Origin of the sequence: Aureimonas sp. Leaf427, assembly GCF_001425485.1 — a bacterium.
In the GTDB taxonomy this organism is placed as follows: Bacteria; Pseudomonadota; Alphaproteobacteria; order Rhizobiales; family Rhizobiaceae; genus Plantimonas.
Window position 1 is genome coordinate 138,031 of the sequence record NZ_LMQW01000003.1, and the last position, 18,696, is coordinate 156,726.

Genomic DNA, 18,696 nt, shown 5'->3' on the forward strand with positions numbered 1-18,696 from the left:
TCAGGGATAAGGGGGAGCCGGTTATCCCGACGAGACAAACGACGATGAAGGAATCTGGAGCCTGTCTGGTTCAGCATGAGCCTGACAGGCTCCAGCGCTTCGGACGGCCGGCAGAGCCGGGCCGCGTCCCCGTCCATGCTCCGAGCCTTTGTCGCAACCTATGGAACCACTGAGCACGTCGATCGTTGGGGATGTGTCGGCGGAGTGGGACCGGCATATCGCTGCGCTGCAATCAGCACACATGGCAAAATATGTAGGCGTGATGAAAATAGCATCACGCCCGGATGTTGCGCTGCGGCGGCCATGCGCTAGGTTGAAACCCACGGACACGTCAACGGCGACGGCCTCGGGAGCAGATATTCATGCGCATTCGTCTCGGTTGCGAGCTCAACTACAACTTCTCTGTCCCCACCCCGATGATCGTCATGCTGAACGTGCATTATTCGCGGGCATCCGATCTGGAACATCCCGACCACCTGCGGGTGGACCCCTCGGTTCCCGTCTACAGCTACCGCGACGGTTTCGGGAACTGGTGCTGCCGCCTCGTCGCACCGACCGGGCCGTTCAGCCTCGGCACGGACGCGGTCATCCGGGATTCCGGCGAGCCCGACGCCGTCGACCCCTATGCGATCCAGCATCCGGTCGAGGACCTGCCGGCCGATACGCTGCAGTTCCTGCTCGGCAGCCGCTATTGCGAGACCGATCTCCTCGTCGACGAGGCCTGGCGTCTCTTCGGCCACACGTCGCCGGACCACACGCGCGTGCAGGCCATCATGGATTTCGTGCACAACCACATCAAGTTCAACTACAACGACGCGCGCAACACGCGCACGGCGGCCGAAGCCTATGCGGAAGGACGGGGCGTCTGCCGCGACTACACGCATCTGGCCGTCGCGCTCTGCCGTTGCATGAACATTCCCGCGAAATACTGCACCGGCTACATCTCGGACATCGGCCTGCCCCCGCCCTATGCGACGATGGACTTCGCCGCCTGGATGGAGGTCTATATCGGCGGCCGCTGGCACACGTTCGACCCGCGCAACAACCAGCGCCGCATCGGCCGCATCCTCGTCGCGCAAGGCCGCGACGCCGCGGACGTCCCGCTGACGCACACGTTCGGTTCGAACCGCCTGACCGGCTTCAAGGTCTGGACGGACGAAATCCCCGGCTGACCCTCGCCGGGCTCGGGCTCGGGCTCGGGCTCGGGCTCGGGAAAGATTTCGAGCACCATGTTGCCGCGTGCGATGCACAATGCCGTTTCTTTGCGCTTGCTCACAGAACGGCTCGGGCGTAACGTCGTGGATACCCGCCGCAGCGGGAGAGACCGGCGACGAGCCGGCGCCGAAGGAGCAACCGCCCCGGAAACTCTCAGGCAAAAGGACCGCGCGGCATCGAAGATCCGGAGAGTGACGGCCGAGTGGTCGTCCGCCGAAGGAGAAAGCGGGACGAGGGAATGATCCCTGGCCCGTGAAGCTCTCAGGCTCGTGACGGAGTGGGCACAGCATCTAGACCTCGAACGGGCGTAGCCCTCGGGTCGGAAGGATCTGACGTGACCACAATTGCCGTTATCGGCGCCGGCATCACCGGCGTGACGACCGCCTATAAACTCAACGCTCTCGGCTACGACGTGACGGTCTTCGACCGCCAGGGTCATGCCGCCATGGAAACCTCCTTCGCCAATGGCGGACAGCTTTCCGCCTCCAATGCCGAGGTCTGGAACCATCCCTCGACCTTCCTGAAAGGTCTGAAGTGGATGCTGCGCAAGGATGCGCCGCTCCTCGTGCATCCGACCCCCTCCTGGCACAAGCTGACCTGGATGGCCGAGTTCGTCGCCGCCGCACGCAACTATCGCGAAAACACGGTGAAGACGGTCCGCCTCGCCATCGCCGCGCGCGAGCATCTGCTCGGCATGGCGGCGGCGGAAGGCGTCGATTTCGACATCGAGAAGCGCGGCATCCTCCATGTCTACGAGACGCCGGCCGAGTTCGAGCACGGGCTGAAGGTCAACGCGCTCCTCGCCGAGGGCGGCCTCGATCGCCGGGCGGTCACCCCGCAGGAGATCGCCTCGATCGAGCCTGCGCTCGCCGGCACGTTCCACGGCGGCTTCTTCACCGAATCCGACTTCACCGGCGACATCCACAAATACACGGTCGGCCTTGCCAAGGCCGCGCGCCGCCGGGGCGTGCGCTTCGTCTACGACGCGGCGGTCGAGCGCCTCCGGCACAACGGCAAAGGCATCGACGTCTCCTTCACCGTCGGCGACGTGGCGGAGCGCGAGAGCTTCGACGCGACGGTCGTCTGCGCGGGCACGCAGAGCCGCCGCTTCGCCGCGCAGCTCGGCGACCGCGTCAACATCTATCCCGTGAAGGGCTATTCGGTGACGGTGAACCTCAACGACGAGGAAAGCCGCCGCGCCGCGCCCTTCGTCAGCCTTCTCGACGACAAGGCGAAGATCGTGACGAGCCGCCTCGGCCCTGATCGCCTGCGCGTGGCGGGCACGGCCGAGTTCGCCGGCGAGAATCGCGACATCCGCATGGCCCGCATCGAGCCCCTGACCGCCTGGGTGCGCCAGCGCTTCCCCGGCGTCGAGACGAACTCCGTCGTGCCCTGGGCCGGTCTTCGCCCGATGATGCCGAACATGCTGCCCCGCGTCGGCGCGGGCTCCAAGGCCGGCGTCTTCTACAACACCGGCCACGGCCATCTCGGCTGGACGCTCTCCGGCATCACGGCCGAACTCGTCGCCGCCGAGGTCGCCGGCACGCTGCGCAAGCCCGTCTCCGCAGCGCCGCGCCTTCCCGCCGACGCGGGCTTGGCCAGCGCCGCCTGACCCAAGCGAAGGGGCAGGTGCGAATATCCCCGCCTGTCCCGCTCCCTGCCAAACTCCGCCCGATCATCAGAAGGGCGGAGATGCGGCCATGGCAAAGACAGATGACAGGGCGGCGGTGATCGCGGCCGCGCGGATCGTATCCGGCGAGACCGGCGTATCGGCCCGCACCCTCCTCACCGTCGCGATCGTCGAGACGGCCTGCGTGCCCTATGCCGCGTTCGACGATCGGCGCGAACCGCTGATCCGCTTCGAGGGCCATTGCTTCGACCGGCTGCTTTCGCCGGAGGATCGCCCGGCCGCCCGCGCGGCGGGCCTAGCCGATCCCAAGGCCGGCGCCATTCGAAATCCCGCATCGCAGGCCGCGCGCTGGCGCCTTCTCGCCCGCGCCTCTGCCATCGACGCCGCTGCCGCCTATGCCGCGACCTCCTGGGGCCTCGGTCAGGTGATGGGATCGCACTGGAAGGTGCTGAACTACGAGAACCCTGAAGCCCTCGCCGCCGAGGCGCGCGGCTCCATCGAGGGACAGTTCCGGCTGATGGCGCGGTTTCTGCGCGTCGGCGACCTCCACCGCCGGCTGGAGCGCGGCGACATTGCCGGCTTCTCCCGCCTCTACAACGGCCCCGCCTACCGCAGGAACGGCTACGACACCAAGCTCGCGGACGCACTTGCGACGGCCGGACGCTGGCTGTCCGAGAACCCGCCGCAAGTCGATCTCCCGGGCGTGCCGACCGCGCCTCTTCCTCGATCGACGGTGACGATCCCACCGAAGACTGCAGCGAATGAGGCATCGAAGTCGGCGGAAGGGTGGTCGAAGCGGGGCGGCGGCCTATCTGCCCTCACCTCATGGCTACAGAACCTGTTCTCGACACGCGCGGCGACGCGCTCTTCCTCGACTTCGACGGCACGCTCGTCGGCTTTTGCGACGACCCCGCCGCCGTCCGCATCGACCCCGACATCCTGAACGTCCTCGCCGATCTTCAGGCGCGCCTCTCCGGCGCGCTTGCGATCGTCAGCGGCCGGCGGATCGTCGATCTCGACGGCTTCCTCGCCCCCCTCGCCTTCACCGCCGCCGGCGTTCACGGCCTGGAACAGCGAGGAAAGCCCGGCGAAGAGGTTCGGATACTGACCGTTCCCGGCACGCTCGATCCGCTTCGCCGCACGCTTCACACGGGCATCGTCGCGCGGCCCGGCCTGGAGCTGGAGGACAAGGGCACCGCGCTCGTTCTCCACACGCGCCGACGTCCCGAACTGGGCGGCGAAGCGATGAAGCTGATGAAGAAGGCCGTCGGCGACGAGGACGGCTTCGTCGTCATGAAGGGCAAGGACATCGTCGAGGTGCATCTGGCCGGCATGGACAAGGGCCGCGCCGTCGCCATGCTCAGCGCGTCCGCGCCCTTCGCGGGCCGGCGACCGGTCTATATCGGCGACGACGCCACCGACGAGTTCGCGCTCGCCCACGTTCGCAAGGCCGGCGGCGTCTCGATCAAGGTCGGGCCCGGCGAGACGATCGCCGAGCACCGCCTGGACGACGTCGAGGCCGTCCACGAATGGCTGACGATGGCCGCCGATGTCGCCGCGGCCCAGATCGACTCGAAAGGGAACGCACGATGAGCGAGCCACGTCTGGTCGTCGTCTCGAACCGCGTCGGGCCCCTCGACGACGAGGGCAAGGCGGGCGGCCTCGCGGTTGGCCTTGCCGACGCGCTGCGCCGCCGGGGCGGGCTCTGGTTCGGCTGGAGCGGAGAGACCGACGAGGCGGCGGCGGACGGTCCGGTCAAGACGGAGCGCCACGGGCAGACCGAGCTGGCCACGATCGATCTGACGCCGGAGGAGAACGAGGGTTTCTATCTCGGCTATGCCAACCGCTCGCTCTGGCCGCTGCTGCACTACAGGCTGGACCTCGTGCAGTTCGACCGCAGCTTCGATCGCGTCTACCACGCGGTGAACCGCCGCTTCGCCGAGCGCCTTGCGCCCCTTTTGCGGCCCGACGATCTCGTCTGGGTCCACGACTACCACTTCTTCCCGCTCGGCGCGGAGCTTCGCAAGGCGGGCTTTGCCGGGCGCATCGGCTATTTCCTGCACATTCCCTTCTGCCCGCCCGAAATCTTCACGGCCCTGCCGGCGAGCCACGATCTCGTGCGCGCCATGCTGGCCTACGACCTCGTCGGCTTCCAGACCGAGACCGACCGGATGAACTTCCTCGCCTTCTGCACGCGCGAGCTCGGCGGCGAGGTTCTGGAGGGCAACCGGGTGCGCGTCGGCGACCGCACGATCGAGGTCGACAGCTTTCCCATCGGCATCGACGCGGAAGGCTATCGGCGCTTCGCCGTCTCGCCGGAGGCCGGCGAGCACGAGGAGATGCTGCGCGACATCGCCAAGGGCCGGCCGCTCGTCGTCGGCGTCGACCGGCTGGACTACACGAAGGGCATCGTCGAGCGGCTCCTCGGCTTCGAGCGTCTGCTGGAGGACCACGAGGAGATGCGCGGCGGCGTGAACCTCCTGCAGATCGCGCCGCTCTCGCGCGCCGAACTCGAGACCTATGCGGGCTTGCGCACGGAGCTGGAGGCGACCGCCGGGCGCGTCAACGGACGTTTCGCGACCCTCGACTGGACGCCGATCCAGATCATGACGACGGGCTTCACCCGCCGGGCGCTGGCCGGCATCTATCGCGCCGCGCGCGTCTGCTTCGTCACGCCGCTGCGCGACGGCATGAACCTCGTCGCCAAGGAATACGTGGCCGCGCAGGACCCGACCGATCCGGGCGTCCTTCTCCTCTCGCGCTTTGCGGGCGCGCGGGCCGAGCTGGAAGGCGGCGCCCTCCTCGTCAACCCGTACAATCCCGACACGATGGCGGATGCCTTGAAGCGGGCGCTGACGATGAAGCTCGACGAGCGCATCGAGCGCTTCGAGGCCATGCGCGAGACCGTCTTCGCGGGCACGGCGAGCCGCTGGTGCGACCGCTTTCTCGGCGCTCTGGCGGACGTCCCCGCCCCATCGCAACCGGCGAGCGAGGAGCCCCCTGTTCAAGCCTCCTGACAGGGATTAGACCTCGCAGCGCTCGACCCTTCCAGCTTGAACAGACAAACGTCCGGGAGCCCCGACATGGCGCAGAACTCCGAAGCCCTGATGGGCGTCCTTTCCGCACAGCCGGTCATGCCGGTCGTCGCCGTCGACAGCGCGGCCGAGGCGGTTCTCCTGGCGCGGGCTCTGGCCAAGGGCGGCCTGAAGGCGATCGAGATCACGCTGCGCACGCCCTCTGCGCTCGACGCGATCAAGGCCGTCGCCGAGGAAGTGCCGGAGACGGTCTGCGGCGCCGGCACGGTGCTGAATCCCAAGCAGTTCGAGCAGGCGCTCGCCGCTGGCGCGAAGTTCGTCGTCTCGCCCGGCGCGACGGTCGAGCTCCTCGACGCCGCCAAGGGCGCCCCCGCGCCGCTCCTGCCGGGCGCCGCGACCCCGAGCGAGCTGATGGCCATGCTCGAAGAAGGCTACCGGGTCCTGAAGTTCTTCCCCGCCGAACAGCTCGGCGGCATCGCCTATCTGAAGGCGCTGGCGCCGGTCTTCCAGGCCGTCACCTTCTGCCCGACCGGCGGCGTCTCCATGGCGAACGTGCGCGACTATCTGGCCCTGCCGAACATCGTCTGCGTCGGCGGCTCCTGGGTCGCGCCGAAGGCGGCGATCGCGGCCGGCAACTACGACGAGATCACCCGCCTCGCCGCCGAGGCCGCGGCGCTCCGCCCGGCCGCCTGACGCGCCGCAGCCCGCCACGTCTCGGATCGTCCCATGCGCCGCAGGTTTCCGCTCGCCCTTGCCGCCGCCCTCTCTGCGCCGCTCCTCCTCGGCGGCTGCACGGCGGCGGGCGTCGTCAACGCGCTGACCTCCAGCGCGGGATACGCGGTCGAGACGAACATCCGCTATGCGCCGGGTCCGCGCGGCACGCTCGATCTCTACGTGCCGGACGGCGCAGGCGCCACGGCGCCCGTCGTCGTGTTCTTCTACGGCGGAAGCTGGGATTCGGGCTCCAAGGATCTCTACCTCTTCGCCGCGCAGGCGCTGGCGAGACGCGGCATCGTCGTCGCGATCCCGGACTACCGCGTCTATCCCGAAGTGCGCTTTCCGGCCTTCGTCGAGGATGGAGCGAAAGCCGTGGCCTTCGTCGAGGCCGCGGCGGCGAAGGGGCGCTTCGATCTTGCCCCCGGGCGCCATCCGCTCTTCGTCATGGGCCATTCGGCCGGCGCCGAAATCGCGGCCCTTCTGGCGACCGACGAGCGCTATCTGAGACGCGAAGGCCTCGCGCCCGGCCGTCTCGCGGGCTTCGTGGGTCTCGCCGGCCCCTACGATTTCCTGCCGCTCAAGGAAGAGCGCTACCGGCAGATTTTTCCGGAAGCCCTTCGCGCGGCGAGCCAGCCGGTGAACTTCATCGACGGGCGCGAGCCGCCGATGCTCCTGATCGCCGGCAGCGCGGACAGGACCGTGGACCCGAAGAACACCCGCTCGCTGGCGGCCAAAGTGACGAGCAAGGGCGGCGAGGCCGAGGCGATGATCGTGCCGGGCGTCGACCACATCGGCGCAGTCAGCGCGCTCTCGACGGCGCTTCCCTTCAACGACCCCGCCATCCGCGACGCTGTCGTCGCCTTCATCGAGAGGCACTCATGATCCCGCTCGACCAGTGGACCCCGCGCCCGCGCCCCGGCAACGCGCCACTGTCCGGCGCCGTCGTCCGCGTCGAGCCGATCGTGGATTCCGGCCGCTTCGGCGAACTCTACGAGAGCTTCACCGCGCCCGGTGGCGACACCCTCTGGGCCTATCTGCCCTACGGCCCCTTCGAGGACCGCGCCGCCTTCGAGAGCTTCGCAGGCACAACCTACCGAACCGAAGATCCCTTGTTCCACGCGATCGTGCCGGCCTTATCGGGCAAGGCGGAGGGCGTCGCCTCGCTGATGCGGATCGACCCGCCGAACGGCGTCGTCGAAATCGGCCACATCTGCCTCGGTCCCGGCCTGCAGGGCACGCGCGCGGCGACGGAGGCCTTTTATCTCCTCTTCCGCCGCGTCTTCGAGGAGCTCGGCTATCGGCGGCTGGAGTGGAAGTGCAACGACGCGAACGCGCCGTCCAAGCGCGCCGCCGAACGGCTCGGCTTCACCTTCGAAGGGCTGTTCCGCCAGCACATGATCGTCAAGGGCGCGAACCGCGACACTGCCTGGTATGCGATTCTCGACAGCGAATGGCCTGCGATTGCGAAGGGCTTCGAATCCTGGCTCGCAGCGGAGAATTTCGACGAAGCCGGCCGGCAGCGCCGGAGCCTCGCCTCGTTCCGCACCGCAGCCTGAAAGAGGCGCGCCTCAGTCCAGCGTGCGCGCTTCCGAGGCCAGCATGATCGGAATGCCGTCGCGGATCGGAAAGGCCAGACGCGCCGCCTCCGACACGAGCTCGTTCCGCGCGGAATCGTAGCGAAGGGATGCCTTGGTCAGCGGACAGACCAGGAGTTCGAGCAACTTCGGATCGGGCCGCCCATCGGCTCTATAGGTCTGCGGCATGTCGATATCCCTTTCGTCCGCCTCACGGAGAGACGAAGCACAAGACGCCCGTCGGATGTTTCTACTGCAACGTGCCGGAGCCGCCATCCTCGCCTGCGCCGCGCGCCAGCGCGATCTCGGTCATCGCGACCAGCGTTTCCGCGCGCGATCGAAGATCGGGGGCCTCCAGCAGCGCCTGCTTCTCGGCGGGGCCATAGGGCGACATCATGCAGATCGCGTTGACCAGCGTCTCGTTGGAGGCCTTGGTCACGCTCTCCCAGTCGGCGTCGAGCTGGTTGGCATCGAGATACATGCGGAAGGCCCGCAGCAGCGCCTCGCGGTCCACGTCCTCGGCGCCGAGGCTGGTGTTGAGATCGGCCACGAAGGCGGCCAGCCGGCACGCGCGATAGGGCGTCTTGACCTCGAGCTCCTCTACCACGCGAAAGCGCGCGATGCCGTGCATGGAGACGATGTAGCGTCCGTCGCCCGTCTCGCTGAGCGACGTGATGCGTCCGAGGCAGCCGACCTGACAGAGGTCCGGCTCGCCGTTCGCCAGACGAGAGCCGTCGAGCCGCGGCTGGATCATGCCGATCACACGGTCCTTGGCCATGGCGTCGTCGATCATGGCGAGATAGCGCGGCTCGAAGATGTTCAGCGGCATCTGGCCGCCCGGCAGGAGGAGAGCGCCGGACAGGGGAAACACGGGCACCGTTTCCGGCAGATCGGACTCGACGGTGTAATTGTAGTTTCCCGCATGAACCAAGCTGGTAGTCCTCCTGATCTCGTCGCCTTCGCCCGTTCGCACCCTGCCGCCCGCGAACCCGAGGGAACGAGACGGCGAGGCGCCCGTTGTGCGGGGCTCAGCTTCAGAATTGGAGCCGATGGCCGCAATCTCAAGAGCCGCGCCGCGTCTGCGACTCCGTGGGCATTTGCCGACGCTTCGCACGGCCGGGCGACGCCCGCCCGGCTCCGACCGGACCGGCGTTCGAATCGCGGGCTCCGTCAGGAGAAGAGCAGCGTCGAAAGCTTGCGCCGCGCATCCTTGGTGGCCGCATCGCCGCCGCCCCAGGCCTCGAAGAATTCGAGCAGCTTCCGACGTGCGCCGTCCTCGTTCCAGCTGCGGTCGCGCCGGATGATCTCCAGGAGGTGGCCCGCCGCGACGTCGCGCTGTCCCCTCGCCTGCGCGATCAGCGCCAGATCGAAGCGCGCCTGGTGATCGTCGGCATCGCCCTCGATCCGCGCCTGGAGGGCGACGGGATCGCCGAGTTCCGCGATCTCCTCGGCGAGCTTCAGCCGCGTCGCGACGCCCGCGACCGCCGGGTCCGCCGCCTTGTCGGCCGGAACGGAGTCGAGGATCGCCCGCGCATGGGCCGCGTCGCCCATCGTGAGATAGCAGTCGGCAAGTCCGCCGAGCGCGCCGACATGGCCCGCATCGTGCTGCAGGATCGCGCTGAAGACCTGCGCGGCCTGCGTCACGTCGCCCTCGGCCAGAAGCGCCTTGGCATCCTCGAAGGCCGCCGCGACCGGGTCCTCGCCCCCCGCAGCCGCGCCCCCTGTGAGCCGATCGACGAAGGCCTTGACCTCGCTTTCCGGCAGCGCGCCCATGAAGCCGTCCACCGGCTGGCCGTTGACGAAGGCGAAGACGGCCGGGATCGACTGCACGCCGAGCTGGCCGGCGATCGAGGGATGCTCGTCGATGTTCATCTTGACGAGCTTCACGCGCCCGCCGGCCGCATGGACCACCTTTTCGAGGATCGGCGTCAGCTGCTTGCAGGGGCCGCACCAGGGCGCCCAGAAATCGACGAGCACCGGCTGGCGACGCGACTCCTGAAGCACGTCGGCGGGAAACTTCGCCGTGGTCGTGTCCTTGACGAGATCGGCGGCGCCCGCCGGGGAAGGAGCGGCGCCGCCGCCGCCACCAGTCGGCGCGGATGGCGCGCGTGCGCCCGTGGCCGTCGTCTGCGCGCCGTAGCCCTGTGTGCCGTAGCCCTGTGTGCCGTAGGGATTGTTGCTCATTCTCGTCCTCGTTGATGCAGGCTCGAACCGGCGGCTCACGCCTCGGCGGGCAGCTCGCGGGGCAGGATCAAGGGCTCGTGGCCCGTGGCGTCGAAAAAGCGAAGAAGATCGTCGCGGCGGATGGTCGTCGTCGCCTCGTTGGTCAGCGGATGGCAGTTGACCATATCGTGCGACAGAAGCCCCTCATCAAGCACGAGCCGGACGGCGTGGTCGCCATCGTTGATCAGCGCGAAGGCGGTGACCGAACCCGGCGCCACGCCGAGCATGGCGGTCATCTGCTCGGCACCGACGAAGGAGACCCGCCCCTGCGCGCCGATCGCCTTGTGCAGCACCTTCAGGTCGAGGACGAGGTTCTCCTCCGCGACGATCAGGAAGACCGAACCCTTCTTGTCCTTCACCACGAGATTCTTGGTGTGCCCGCCCGCGATCTCGCCGCGCAGCGCCTGGCTTTCCTCGACGGTGTGGAGCGGCGGGTGATCGACCGTCACCGTCTCGATCCCGAGCGCCTCGAGCATTTCGCCAAGCTCGGCCCGCGTCTTCGCCATTCCCGTCCCCGTCATCATCGTCTGCGGCCCGCCGACCATCGCCGGGCGCGTCGCGCCTGAGGCCTGCCGATCATCGCTCGTCGCGGCGCCTCTCGAGACCGAAGGTTTCGCTCGGCGCGCTGCCGCTCCATCCGCGACCGGGGTAATCCGGGACGCGCCCACGATCAAGCGCCGACGCCGAACCGCGACGCGCACCGCCGTCGCGCACGCAAGGCCCGCCCCCCCGACCCTCAGCCGCAGGGCGAAAAACGCGCCTCGTGCGGCCTTTCCGAAAATTCCGCATCGAAAAGCCGACAACCCTGTTGCAATCCCCATCGGCCTGGGGCATACACCGCCTCGTCCGCAGCAAGTCGCTGCGGCGGAGCGGGCGGGCGTAGCTCAGGGGTAGAGCACAACCTTGCCAAGGTTGGGGTCGAGGGTTCGAATCCCTTCGCCCGCTCCAGTTTTTCCTCGTGAATTCAATTATATACGAGGATCCCTGCGGGATCCTTTCTGGAGACATATCCTGTAAGGATGCGGCTTGTCTCCATATTGTCTCCAGCAGAACGCTAGCCCACGGCGGCTTTCGGATATGGTAGCGTTGACGGCCCCGCTTCCCGCTGCCGTCTCACCTTTTGCCCGATACGCTTTTGGAGACATGAGTCGGCCCCTTTGGAGACAACGGCCACCTGTGGAGACAAACTGGCAGAGGTCAGGTTCTCTAATGAAAGGTTCCTTCCGGATTCGCGCTGGTGGAGGTGACGTGGAGATCGATGAGGGTGCGATCAAACGATCAGCGATCCGGTGAGCGAGGCAAAGCCTGTCGTGCTCACCACGGAATGCATCGTGCGATCGGACCGCCTGTTTCGGAGGATGTTCTCGAACCAGGAGTCTAGAGGTTGAGACACCTGCCATCGAAGATGCTTCTTCCATACGTTATGGCATCGTGATTGCGAGGATTTCGACAGCTCGGCTCGTTTCAACTTCGTCAAGGCTCGCAAAGCCTAGCCGAAAGGCTTGCGGGGCACGCACGAGGTCAAGGCATTGCGACATCGCAGGCGTGACAGCCAAACCGTGACGCCGTGCTTCGTGGCTCCATCGTTCAGCGTCGAGCCCGGGTAGCAATCGCGTCCACAGCGCGAGACCACCCGGCGGGATCGCAAAATCGAGGTAAGCGCCGAGCTTGCTCGTCAACGAGCGCGCCAAGAGATCACGCCGGGCCTGATAGATTCTCCGCGTCTTGCGAGCATGGCGGCCGAGGTCACCTTCCCGCAGGAGAATCGCGACGGCGTGCTCCAGTGGCACGTCTCCCTGGCGGTCGATCGCCTGACGATCGTCGGCCATGCGTTGGAGCAGGTCGACCGGTCCCGTCGCGTAGCCAAGGCGTATGCCCGGCGCGAGCACCTTGGACAGGGATCCGACATAGAGGACCGGCACGTCGCCTGCGCGCGAGGCGAGCGGCAGAACCGGCTTGCCGTCGAAGCGATACTCGTGATCGTAGTCGTCCTCGACGATCGTCAGGCCGTGACGACGAGCCACATCCAGCAGACGGATCCGGCGCCCGGCGCCCATCGTCACCGTCGTCGGATATTGGTGGTGCGGCGTGACGTAGACGGCACGCAGCTTCGGCTGGGATACCGCCAAGCGCTCGAGATGCTCGACCGACAATCCGTCGGCGTCGACGGGAACGCCCACGACCCGCGCGCCCGCCGCACGGAAGGCGGTGACGGCAAGCGGATAGCCCGGCTCTTCCACTGCGATCACCTCGTCCCGCTCGAGCAATGCGCCGGCGGCCAGAAACAGCGCCATCTGACTGCCGCGTGTCACGAGGATGTCGGCGGGCGCCAGCGCAAGGCCGCGTTCCGCCGAGAGATGCTCGCAGAGCGCCTCCCGCAATGCAAGTGCGCCGCGGGGGTCGCCATAGCCCGAGGCGCGTAGGAACTCCGGCGTCGTCAGCGCACGCCTGAAGGCCCTCGCCAGTTCCGCCCTCGGCAGCAGCCTCGCGTCGGGCGCGCCGTCCGAGAAGAACAGCATCGGCGGACCACCACACGTCGGCAGAGACACCGTGCTTCGAACCCGACCTTTTTCCGCTGCAGGACCGAGATGGATCGAACCGGCGGTCGGCATCGCCGGCAGATCGCGAGCGACGAAGGTGCCGCGCGATGGCTCGGCGACAAGCCAGCCCTGCATGACTGCCTCGTGATAGGCGGCATCGACAGTGTTGCGGTGGATCCTCAAAGACATCGCCAGCGCCCGCGTGCCGGGCAGCTTTCGGCCCGGCTCCAGTCGGCCGCTGTCGATCGCCGCGATGATGACCCGGCTGAGTTGGAGGAAGACCGGAGCCGTGGAATGCTCGTCCAACTCGAATGCGATCTCCAGCATCGACCGGCCTAGCTCCATTCTCGAAACCGGCACATCCATACCAGCCACGACCAAAGTAAGCCATAGATCGTTCCCGCCGACAATCCAAAGGACGATCATCATGACCAAAGCGATCTTCTATCACGCGGGCTGCCCGGTCTGTGTCGATGCGGAGCAGCACGTCGCCGGCGCCTTGGACCTTAGCCGCTACGAGGTGGAGAGCGTCCATCTCGGCGAGGCTCCGGCTCGTGTCGCAGAGGCGAAGGCGGCAGGCGTGCGCTCCGTCCCCGCTCTCGTGATCGATGGTGCCGCCTATCACATCAACCATGGAGCCGACCTCTCGGCGCTGGAGCCGCGCTGATGCTGAAGACGGCGGTGGCGCTGCGCCATGTGGCGTTCGAGGATCTCGGGTCCTTCGAGGCGGTGCTCGCGGCCGCCGGCTACAAGGTCCATTACTACGACATCGGCGTCCACGAGATCTGGACCTTGGAACCGGTGAAGACGGAGCTTGTGATCGTGCTCGGCGGCCCGATCGGGGTCTACGAGACCGAGACCTATCCGTTCCTCGCCGACGAACTCGATTTCCTGCGAACCCGGCTTGCGGCGGATCGCCCGACCTTCGGCATCTGCCTCGGCGCCCAGTTGATCGCCACCGCGCTCGGCGCCAAGGTCCGCCCGACGGGCACCAAGGAGATCGGCTTCTCCCCCTTGGGCCTGACCACGGACGGTGAAGCGTTCGTCCTGCGTCATCTGAAAGATGTGCCGGTGCTGCACTGGCATGGCGACATGTTCGACATTCCCGATGGATCCGACCGCCTTGCGGAGACGACGGTCTGCCCCAACCAGGCCTTCGCGCACGGGCGCAACGTGATGGGTGTGCAGTTCCACCCGGAAGTGGATGCCACGGCCGGTTTCGAGCGCTGGCTGATCGGACATGCCCACGAACTGGCAGTCGCCGGCATCGACCCGCAAGCCTTGAGGGCGGATGCCGAGCGCCATGGGCTTCGCCTGCGCGACGCTGGCCGCGCGATGTTCGCCGAATGGCTGGACGGCCTACGCACGCCATGAAGACCATATTGGGCGCGCTTCTCGTCGGCGATATCAGCCCATTCGGTCCAGTGAGTGTGCCGAGCGGCATCGACAAGCGCCCCGTGCAAGCCCCGGTTCGCTTGTGCCGCGAGGGCTTTTTCGGCGACGCGCAAGGCGACCGGAAGCGCCATGGTGGACCCGACAAGGCCGTCCATCATTATCCTTCCGAGCACTACGCCAAGTGGCTGGCCGAGATCGGGACGCGCGACATGCTCGCCGCGCCGGGTGCGTTCGGCGAGAACCTGTCGACCCTCGGCCTGACCGAAGAAACGGTCGCGATCGGCGACGTCTTTCGGCTCGGCTCTTCGGTGATCGAGGTTTCGCAGGGCCGGCAGCCTTGCTGGAAGCTCAATCATCGCTTCGGCGTCCCGGACATGGCGCGACGGGTCCAGACGACCGGGCGCACCGGTTGGTATTATCGCGTTCTGGAGGACGGCCTCGTCTCCCCGGGCGATACAATCCTGCTCCTCGACCGGCGCCTGCCCGACTGGTCCCTTCGCCGCCTGTGGCACCTCCTCTACGTCGCCCCACTCGATCGCGACGAACTGGCCGGCATGGCCGCCTTGCCGGGACTGCCGGAAAGCTGGCGGCGTCTCGCGGAACACCGCCTTTCCACCCGAACCGTCGAGGACTGGAGCCCGCGCCTCGATGGCACGCCACCCGTCCCGACTGCCTAAATCATATCGAAGGATTTGCGATGACGTCAGCCGCACCCATGGTCGAAACTGCGCTCGATCTTCACTCGCTTGCTGGCGACCTCGAAGTGCTGATGGCCATCGAGGCTGAGGAGGCCCGGCAGCATGACGGCATCGAACTGATCGCCTCAGAGAATATCGCCAGCCGGGCGGTTCGCGCAGCACAGGGTTCCGTCTTCACCGACAAATATGCCGAAGGCTATCCCGAGCGCCGCTACTACGGGGGTTGCGGCCCGTCGGACCGAATCGAGCAATTGGCGATCGACCGCGTCCGCCGGCTGTTCGACACCGTCTGGGCGAATGTTCAGCCGCATAGCGGTGCGAGCGCCAATCTCGCGGTGTTCTTTGCGCTCCTGCAGCCGGGCGACACGATTCTCGGCCTCGATCTCGCTTGCGGCGGCCACCTGACCCATGGCTCGCCCGTCACCGTGTCGGGCCGCTGGTTCAAGGCCGTAACCTACCAGGTGCGGCGCGACGACGAACGCATCGACTATGACGATCTGGCAAGGATCGCGCGGCAGACGCGGCCGAAGCTGATCCTCGTGGGAGGATCGGCCTATGCACGACGCATCGACTTCGCTCGTGCTCGCGCCATTGCCGACGAGGTCGGCGCCTTCCTCATGGCCGATATCGCCCACTATGCCGGCCTGATTGTTGCTGACCTTTATCCCAACCCCGTCCCGCATGCCCATGTCGTGACCTCGACCACGCACAAGACGCTGCGCGGGCCCCGTGGTGGCATCATTCTCTCCAATGAGGAGGAGATCGGACGCCGCATCGACAAGGCGGTATTCCCGGGGATCCAAGGGGGTCCTCTGATGCACGTCATCGCTGCAAAGGCGGTTGCCTTCGGCGAGGCGCTGAGCGCTGATTTCCAACGCTACTCTGCGCAAGTCATCGACAATGCGCAGGCGCTTGGCAGCGTGCTTCAGGACGGCGGCCTGCGCCTAGTCACCGGCGGCACCGATTGCCATCTGCTGCTCGTGGACGTGACGCCTTTCGGCATCGACGGTCGCACCGCGGCCGATGCTTTGGAGCGTGTCGGGCTGACCGTGAACAAGAACGCCATTCCCTTCGACCCGCACCCGCCGGCACGCCCGTCGGGTATTCGCTTGGGCACGCCTGCCGCGACTTCACGCGGCTTCGGAACCTCGCAGTTCGAAGAAGTCGGGACGTTGATCCTCGCGGTGTTGGACGGTGTTCGTACCGGATCGATCGATGAAGAGGGCATCCGTGGATGCGTCGCACGCTTGACCACACGCCACCCGATCGAACGGTGAGTAGAATGCTCCGCCCGGCAGAGCGTCTCACCGCGCCCGCCGGTCCCTGCCAGCTTTGCCCGTGTGATGATGTGCCATGAAGGTGATCTCGATCCAGAGCCAAGTCGTCCACGGGCATGTCGGCAACAGCGCCGCGGTCTTCCCGATGCAGGCTGCGGGCATCGAGGTCGCGGCGGTTCCGACTACGCTATTTTCGAATCACCCGCACTATCCGACCATACGCGGGCAGGTGCTCGACGCCGCGCTCGTTGCCGATCTGCTGCTCGGCGTCGAGGAGCGCGGGATCGTCAAGCAAGCCTCGTTCCTCGTGACCGGCTATCTCGGATCGGCGGCGATCGCCGAGGTTGTTGCGGATTTTGTGGCACGCGCGAAGGCCCACAACCCGAAGCTCATCTATGTCTGCGATCCCGTGATGGGCGACAGCGATACCGGCGTCTATGTCGCCGATGGCATCCTTGAGGTATTCGCCAGCCGCCTTATGCCCGCCGCCGACATCGTCACGCCGAACCAGTTCGAACTGGAACTGCTGACGGGAAGGTCGATCGCGACGCGAGAGGACCTCGCGAGTGCCCGTTCTCGTCTGGTAGTGGCTGGCTGCCCGCGCGCCGTTGTGACAGGTTGCCACTTCGTCGGCGAACGGGCCGACGAACTGACGACGGTCGTTTGTGAGCCGGACGGCATGACCTTCCTTCGGTCGCGCCGTCTGGACATCCGGCCTGCCGGGACGGGTGACCTGCTGACGGCCTTCATGATCGGCGCTCTGGGAGAGGGTCGTTCGCTACCCACGGCAGCAGCGGCGGCCGTTGAGCGAATGAACGACGTTCTTCGGCGGACGGCTGCCGAGGGCCGCGCCGAAATGGTGGTGATCGAGAAGATCCGCCCGGACCGCATGTGACCATCGAGCTGCGCCATCTCCGCTGCGCACTCGCTGCCGCCGACCATGGCAGTTTCCGGCGCGCGGCCGGGGCGCTCGGGGTTCGCCCCTCCTCCGTCAGCCGACGCATTCGGGATCTGGAGGCGATGCTGGACGTCAAGATCTTCGTGCGGAGCAGCGGCGGGGTTCAGGTAACCGCTTCCGGTCAGGGGTTCAGAGGTGGTCCCGGAAAACCGGACCAGTGTTTAGAGTGGATCGCCTGCTGATAGGGACGATCCTAGAATGTCGAAGAGGGCGCGGTATTCCGCGGGAGAGGTGGTCCCGGAAAACCGGACCAGTGTTTAGAGTGGATCGCCTGCTGATAGGGACGATCCTAGAATGTCGAAGAGGGCGCGGTATTCCGCGGAGTTCAAGGCCAAGGTCGCGCTGGATGCGATCCGTGGGGAGCAGACGCTGGCCGAACTGGCCAAGAAGCATGGGGTGCATCCGAACGTGGTCGGCCAGTGGAAGCGCCTGGCCATCGAGAACATGGCCACAGCGTTTGGAGGCGGCGTCGCCGAGACGGCTCGCGACCGCGACGCGGAGTTCGAGAAGCTCCACGCCAAGATCGGTCAGCTCGTCGTGGAGCGGGATTTTTTGCAGAAGGCCTTCGGTCGATGAGCCGAGATCGAAGGCAGGCTGGCATCGAGAAGAACCATCCTCGTCTCAGCGTCCGGCGCCAGTGCCGTCTCTTATCGCTGACGCGCTCGACGCTCTACGCCATGCCGGCGGGCGAGAGCACCGAGAACCTCGCCCTGATGCGACGGATCGACGAGCAGTTCCTGGAGACGCCGTGGTATGGCTCTCGGCAGATGGCACGCTGGCTGCTCCGGCAGGGTCATCTGGTCGGGCGTCATCGCGTTCGGCGGCTGATGCGCAAGATGGGCTTGTMGCCGATCTACCAGGCGCCGCAGACCAGCCAGCCGCACCCACAGCACCGAATTTACCCTTACCTTCTGCGGGATCTGACGATCGAACGGCCGAACCACGTCTGGTGCACCGATATCACCTACATCCCGATGCGGCGGGGCTTTCTCTATCTTGTCGCCATTATGGATTGGGCAACGAGGAAGGTGCTGGCATGGCGGCTGTCGAACACGATGGACGCTGGCTTCTGCATCGAGGCTTTGGAGGAGGCCATGGCCCAGTTTCACCGACAAGCTGAAGGCGGCCGGGATCAGGATCTCGATGGACGGCCGTGGTCGCTGGATCGACAATCGGTTCATCGAGCGTCTCTGGCGGTCGCTCAAATACGAATGCGTCTATCTGCACGCATTCGAGACTGGCTCCGAAGCTCGGCGTGAAATCGGCTCCTGGATCAGCTACTACAACGCCGAGAGACCGCATTCGAGCCTGCGAGACGCGACACCGAATGAAGCCTATGCGATGAGCCGGGCCGATGAGAAATTGGCGGCATAAAGACAACCGCGTTCCACTCTAAATCCGCCGCCGGATGGTCTGAAAAACAGGACCACCTCT

At 66.7% G+C, this 18,696-nt stretch carries 19 protein-coding genes, 1 tRNA gene, 1 pseudogene and 2 riboswitches; of the genes and pseudogenes, 16 read left to right on the forward strand and 5 right to left on the reverse strand.

All coding sequences use genetic code 11. The annotated features are described in order from the left end of the window. Positions 1-362: 362 nt before the first annotated feature. From ASG62_RS04485 to ASG62_RS04520, 8 genes are all read left to right on the forward strand, one after another. The gene (locus tag ASG62_RS04485; RefSeq protein ID WP_056700125.1) at positions 363-1,172 is read left to right on the forward strand and encodes a transglutaminase-like domain-containing protein; all 810 of its coding nucleotides are present in this window, start codon (positions 363-365) and stop codon (positions 1,170-1,172) included. A 132-nt stretch (positions 1,173-1,304) separates the two neighbouring features. Continuing rightward, a riboswitch (glycine riboswitch) is annotated at positions 1,305-1,394 on the forward strand. 4 nt (positions 1,395-1,398) lie between these two features. Continuing rightward, a riboswitch (glycine riboswitch) is annotated at positions 1,399-1,492 on the forward strand. 57 nt (positions 1,493-1,549) lie between these two features. Next, the gene (locus tag ASG62_RS04490; RefSeq protein WP_056700126.1) at positions 1,550-2,827 is read left to right on the forward strand and encodes a D-amino acid dehydrogenase; all 1,278 of its coding nucleotides are present in this window, start codon (positions 1,550-1,552) and stop codon (positions 2,825-2,827) included. Positions 2,828-2,915: 88 nt separating this feature from the next. Beyond that, on the forward strand, positions 2,916-3,788 hold the full coding sequence (locus ASG62_RS04495; RefSeq protein ID WP_156381959.1) for an N-acetylmuramidase domain-containing protein: 873 nt from the start codon (positions 2,916-2,918) through the stop codon (positions 3,786-3,788). After that, positions 3,671-4,438, forward strand: a complete 768-nt coding sequence (gene otsB / locus ASG62_RS04500) for a trehalose-phosphatase (protein WP_056700127.1) — start codon at positions 3,671-3,673, stop codon at positions 4,436-4,438. The genes ASG62_RS04495 and otsB overlap by 118 nt, the downstream gene beginning before the upstream one ends. Continuing rightward, entirely contained in the window at positions 4,435-5,862 is a 1,428-nt protein-coding gene (locus ASG62_RS04505) for an alpha,alpha-trehalose-phosphate synthase (UDP-forming) (RefSeq protein ID WP_056700128.1), read from the forward strand. The genes otsB and ASG62_RS04505 overlap by 4 nt, the downstream gene beginning before the upstream one ends. Before the next feature lie 66 nt (positions 5,863-5,928). Then, on the forward strand, positions 5,929-6,573 hold the full coding sequence (gene eda, locus ASG62_RS04510) for a bifunctional 4-hydroxy-2-oxoglutarate aldolase/2-dehydro-3-deoxy-phosphogluconate aldolase (protein ID WP_056700129.1): 645 nt from the start codon (positions 5,929-5,931) through the stop codon (positions 6,571-6,573). A 33-nt stretch (positions 6,574-6,606) separates the two neighbouring features. Continuing rightward, the gene (locus ASG62_RS04515; protein ID WP_056700131.1) at positions 6,607-7,479 is read left to right on the forward strand and encodes an alpha/beta hydrolase; all 873 of its coding nucleotides are present in this window, start codon (positions 6,607-6,609) and stop codon (positions 7,477-7,479) included. Continuing rightward, positions 7,476-8,153 (forward strand): GNAT family N-acetyltransferase, encoded by a 678-nt coding sequence (locus tag ASG62_RS04520; RefSeq protein WP_056700133.1) that lies wholly within the window; start codon positions 7,476-7,478, stop codon positions 8,151-8,153. The genes ASG62_RS04515 and ASG62_RS04520 overlap by 4 nt, the downstream gene beginning before the upstream one ends. 12 nt (positions 8,154-8,165) lie before the next feature. On the opposite strand, the gene ASG62_RS04525 is transcribed toward ASG62_RS04520, so the two are convergent. The 4 genes from ASG62_RS04525 to ASG62_RS04540 all read right to left on the reverse strand — a co-directional run bounded on the left by ASG62_RS04525 (position 8,166) and on the right by ASG62_RS04540 (position 10,900). Further along, positions 8,166-8,360, reverse strand: a complete 195-nt coding sequence (locus ASG62_RS04525) for a Trm112 family protein (protein WP_056700135.1) — start codon at positions 8,358-8,360, stop codon at positions 8,166-8,168. Positions 8,361-8,421: 61 nt separating this feature from the next. After that, entirely contained in the window at positions 8,422-9,102 is a 681-nt protein-coding gene (locus tag ASG62_RS04530; RefSeq protein WP_056700136.1) for an LON peptidase substrate-binding domain-containing protein, read from the reverse strand. Positions 9,103-9,341: 239 nt separating this feature from the next. Continuing rightward, positions 9,342-10,355 carry a thioredoxin gene (gene trxA, locus ASG62_RS04535; RefSeq protein ID WP_056700137.1) on the reverse strand — a complete coding sequence of 338 codons (1,014 nt, stop codon included), beginning with the start codon at positions 10,353-10,355 and terminating at the stop codon, positions 9,342-9,344. A 35-nt stretch (positions 10,356-10,390) separates the two neighbouring features. Continuing rightward, positions 10,391-10,900 carry a prolyl-tRNA synthetase associated domain-containing protein gene (locus ASG62_RS04540; protein WP_056700218.1) on the reverse strand — a complete coding sequence of 170 codons (510 nt, stop codon included), beginning with the start codon at positions 10,898-10,900 and terminating at the stop codon, positions 10,391-10,393. Positions 10,901-11,267: 367 nt separating this feature from the next. Here ASG62_RS04540 and ASG62_RS04545 point away from each other — a divergent pair. Continuing rightward, positions 11,268-11,342: transfer RNA gene (locus tag ASG62_RS04545), tRNA-Gly, on the forward strand. A 473-nt stretch (positions 11,343-11,815) separates the two neighbouring features. Here ASG62_RS04545 and ASG62_RS04550 read toward each other — a convergent pair. Further along, on the reverse strand, positions 11,816-13,363 hold the full coding sequence (locus tag ASG62_RS04550) for a PLP-dependent aminotransferase family protein (RefSeq protein WP_244487700.1): 1,548 nt from the start codon (positions 13,361-13,363) through the stop codon (positions 11,816-11,818). Between ASG62_RS04550 and ASG62_RS04555 the strand changes: the two genes are divergently transcribed. The 7 genes and pseudogenes from ASG62_RS04555 to ASG62_RS27975 all read left to right on the forward strand — a co-directional run bounded on the left by ASG62_RS04555 (position 13,362) and on the right by ASG62_RS27975 (position 18,636). Next, entirely contained in the window at positions 13,362-13,601 is a 240-nt protein-coding gene (locus ASG62_RS04555) for a thioredoxin (protein WP_244487701.1), read from the forward strand. The two genes, ASG62_RS04550 and ASG62_RS04555, sit on opposite strands and share 2 nt — an antisense overlap. After that, the gene (locus ASG62_RS04560) at positions 13,601-14,308 is read left to right on the forward strand and encodes a glutamine amidotransferase (protein WP_056700141.1); all 708 of its coding nucleotides are present in this window, start codon (positions 13,601-13,603) and stop codon (positions 14,306-14,308) included. The genes ASG62_RS04555 and ASG62_RS04560 overlap by 1 nt, the downstream gene beginning before the upstream one ends. Continuing rightward, a complete protein-coding gene (locus ASG62_RS04565; protein ID WP_056700144.1) occupies positions 14,305-15,006 on the forward strand; it encodes an MOSC domain-containing protein in 702 nt (233 codons plus the stop codon). Before ASG62_RS04560 ends, ASG62_RS04565 begins: the two co-directional genes overlap by 4 nt. Before the next feature lie 20 nt (positions 15,007-15,026). Continuing rightward, a complete protein-coding gene (glyA, locus tag ASG62_RS04570; protein ID WP_082537533.1) occupies positions 15,027-16,304 on the forward strand; it encodes a serine hydroxymethyltransferase in 1,278 nt (425 codons plus the stop codon). Between the two features lie 76 nt (positions 16,305-16,380). Then, positions 16,381-17,199, forward strand: coding sequence for a pyridoxal kinase (gene pdxY, locus ASG62_RS04575; RefSeq protein ID WP_056700148.1), 819 nt, complete (start codon positions 16,381-16,383; stop codon positions 17,197-17,199). Further along, entirely contained in the window at positions 17,196-17,444 is a 249-nt protein-coding gene (locus ASG62_RS04580; RefSeq protein WP_056700161.1) for a helix-turn-helix domain-containing protein, read from the forward strand. Before pdxY ends, ASG62_RS04580 begins: the two co-directional genes overlap by 4 nt. Positions 17,445-17,556: 112 nt before the next feature. Further along, positions 17,557-18,636 (forward strand): annotated as a pseudogene (locus tag ASG62_RS27975) (IS3 family transposase). Positions 18,637-18,696: the final 60 nt, after the last annotated feature.

Excerpts from the sequence above, each read along its gene's own strand:
- ASG62_RS04485 (WP_056700125.1), top strand. The coding sequence starts at position 363 with ATGCGCATTCGTCTCGGTTGCGAGCTCAACTACAACTTCTCTGTCCCC.
- ASG62_RS04495 (WP_156381959.1), top strand. The coding sequence starts at position 2,916 with ATGGCAAAGACAGATGACAGGGCGGCGGTGATCGCGGCCGCGCGGATC.
- otsB (WP_056700127.1), top strand. The coding sequence starts at position 3,671 with ATGGCTACAGAACCTGTTCTCGACACGCGCGGCGACGCGCTCTTCCTC.
- ASG62_RS04505 (WP_056700128.1), top strand. The coding sequence starts at position 4,435 with ATGAGCGAGCCACGTCTGGTCGTCGTCTCGAACCGCGTCGGGCCCCTC.
- eda (WP_056700129.1), top strand. The coding sequence starts at position 5,929 with ATGGCGCAGAACTCCGAAGCCCTGATGGGCGTCCTTTCCGCACAGCCG.
- ASG62_RS04515 (WP_056700131.1), top strand. The coding sequence starts at position 6,607 with ATGCGCCGCAGGTTTCCGCTCGCCCTTGCCGCCGCCCTCTCTGCGCCG.
- ASG62_RS04520 (WP_056700133.1), top strand. The coding sequence starts at position 7,476 with ATGATCCCGCTCGACCAGTGGACCCCGCGCCCGCGCCCCGGCAACGCG.
- ASG62_RS04525 (WP_056700135.1), bottom strand. The coding sequence starts at position 8,360 with ATGCCGCAGACCTATAGAGCCGATGGGCGGCCCGATCCGAAGTTGCTC.
- trxA (WP_056700137.1), bottom strand. The coding sequence starts at position 10,355 with ATGAGCAACAATCCCTACGGCACACAGGGCTACGGCACACAGGGCTAC.
- ASG62_RS04540 (WP_056700218.1), bottom strand. The coding sequence starts at position 10,900 with ATGGCGAAGACGCGGGCCGAGCTTGGCGAAATGCTCGAGGCGCTCGGG.
- ASG62_RS04555 (WP_244487701.1), top strand. The coding sequence starts at position 13,362 with ATGACCAAAGCGATCTTCTATCACGCGGGCTGCCCGGTCTGTGTCGAT.
- ASG62_RS04550 (WP_244487700.1), bottom strand. The coding sequence starts at position 13,363 with ATGATGATCGTCCTTTGGATTGTCGGCGGGAACGATCTATGGCTTACT.
- ASG62_RS04560 (WP_056700141.1), top strand. The coding sequence starts at position 13,601 with ATGCTGAAGACGGCGGTGGCGCTGCGCCATGTGGCGTTCGAGGATCTC.
- ASG62_RS04565 (WP_056700144.1), top strand. The coding sequence starts at position 14,305 with ATGAAGACCATATTGGGCGCGCTTCTCGTCGGCGATATCAGCCCATTC.
- glyA (WP_082537533.1), top strand. The coding sequence starts at position 15,027 with ATGACGTCAGCCGCACCCATGGTCGAAACTGCGCTCGATCTTCACTCG.
- pdxY (WP_056700148.1), top strand. The coding sequence starts at position 16,381 with ATGAAGGTGATCTCGATCCAGAGCCAAGTCGTCCACGGGCATGTCGGC.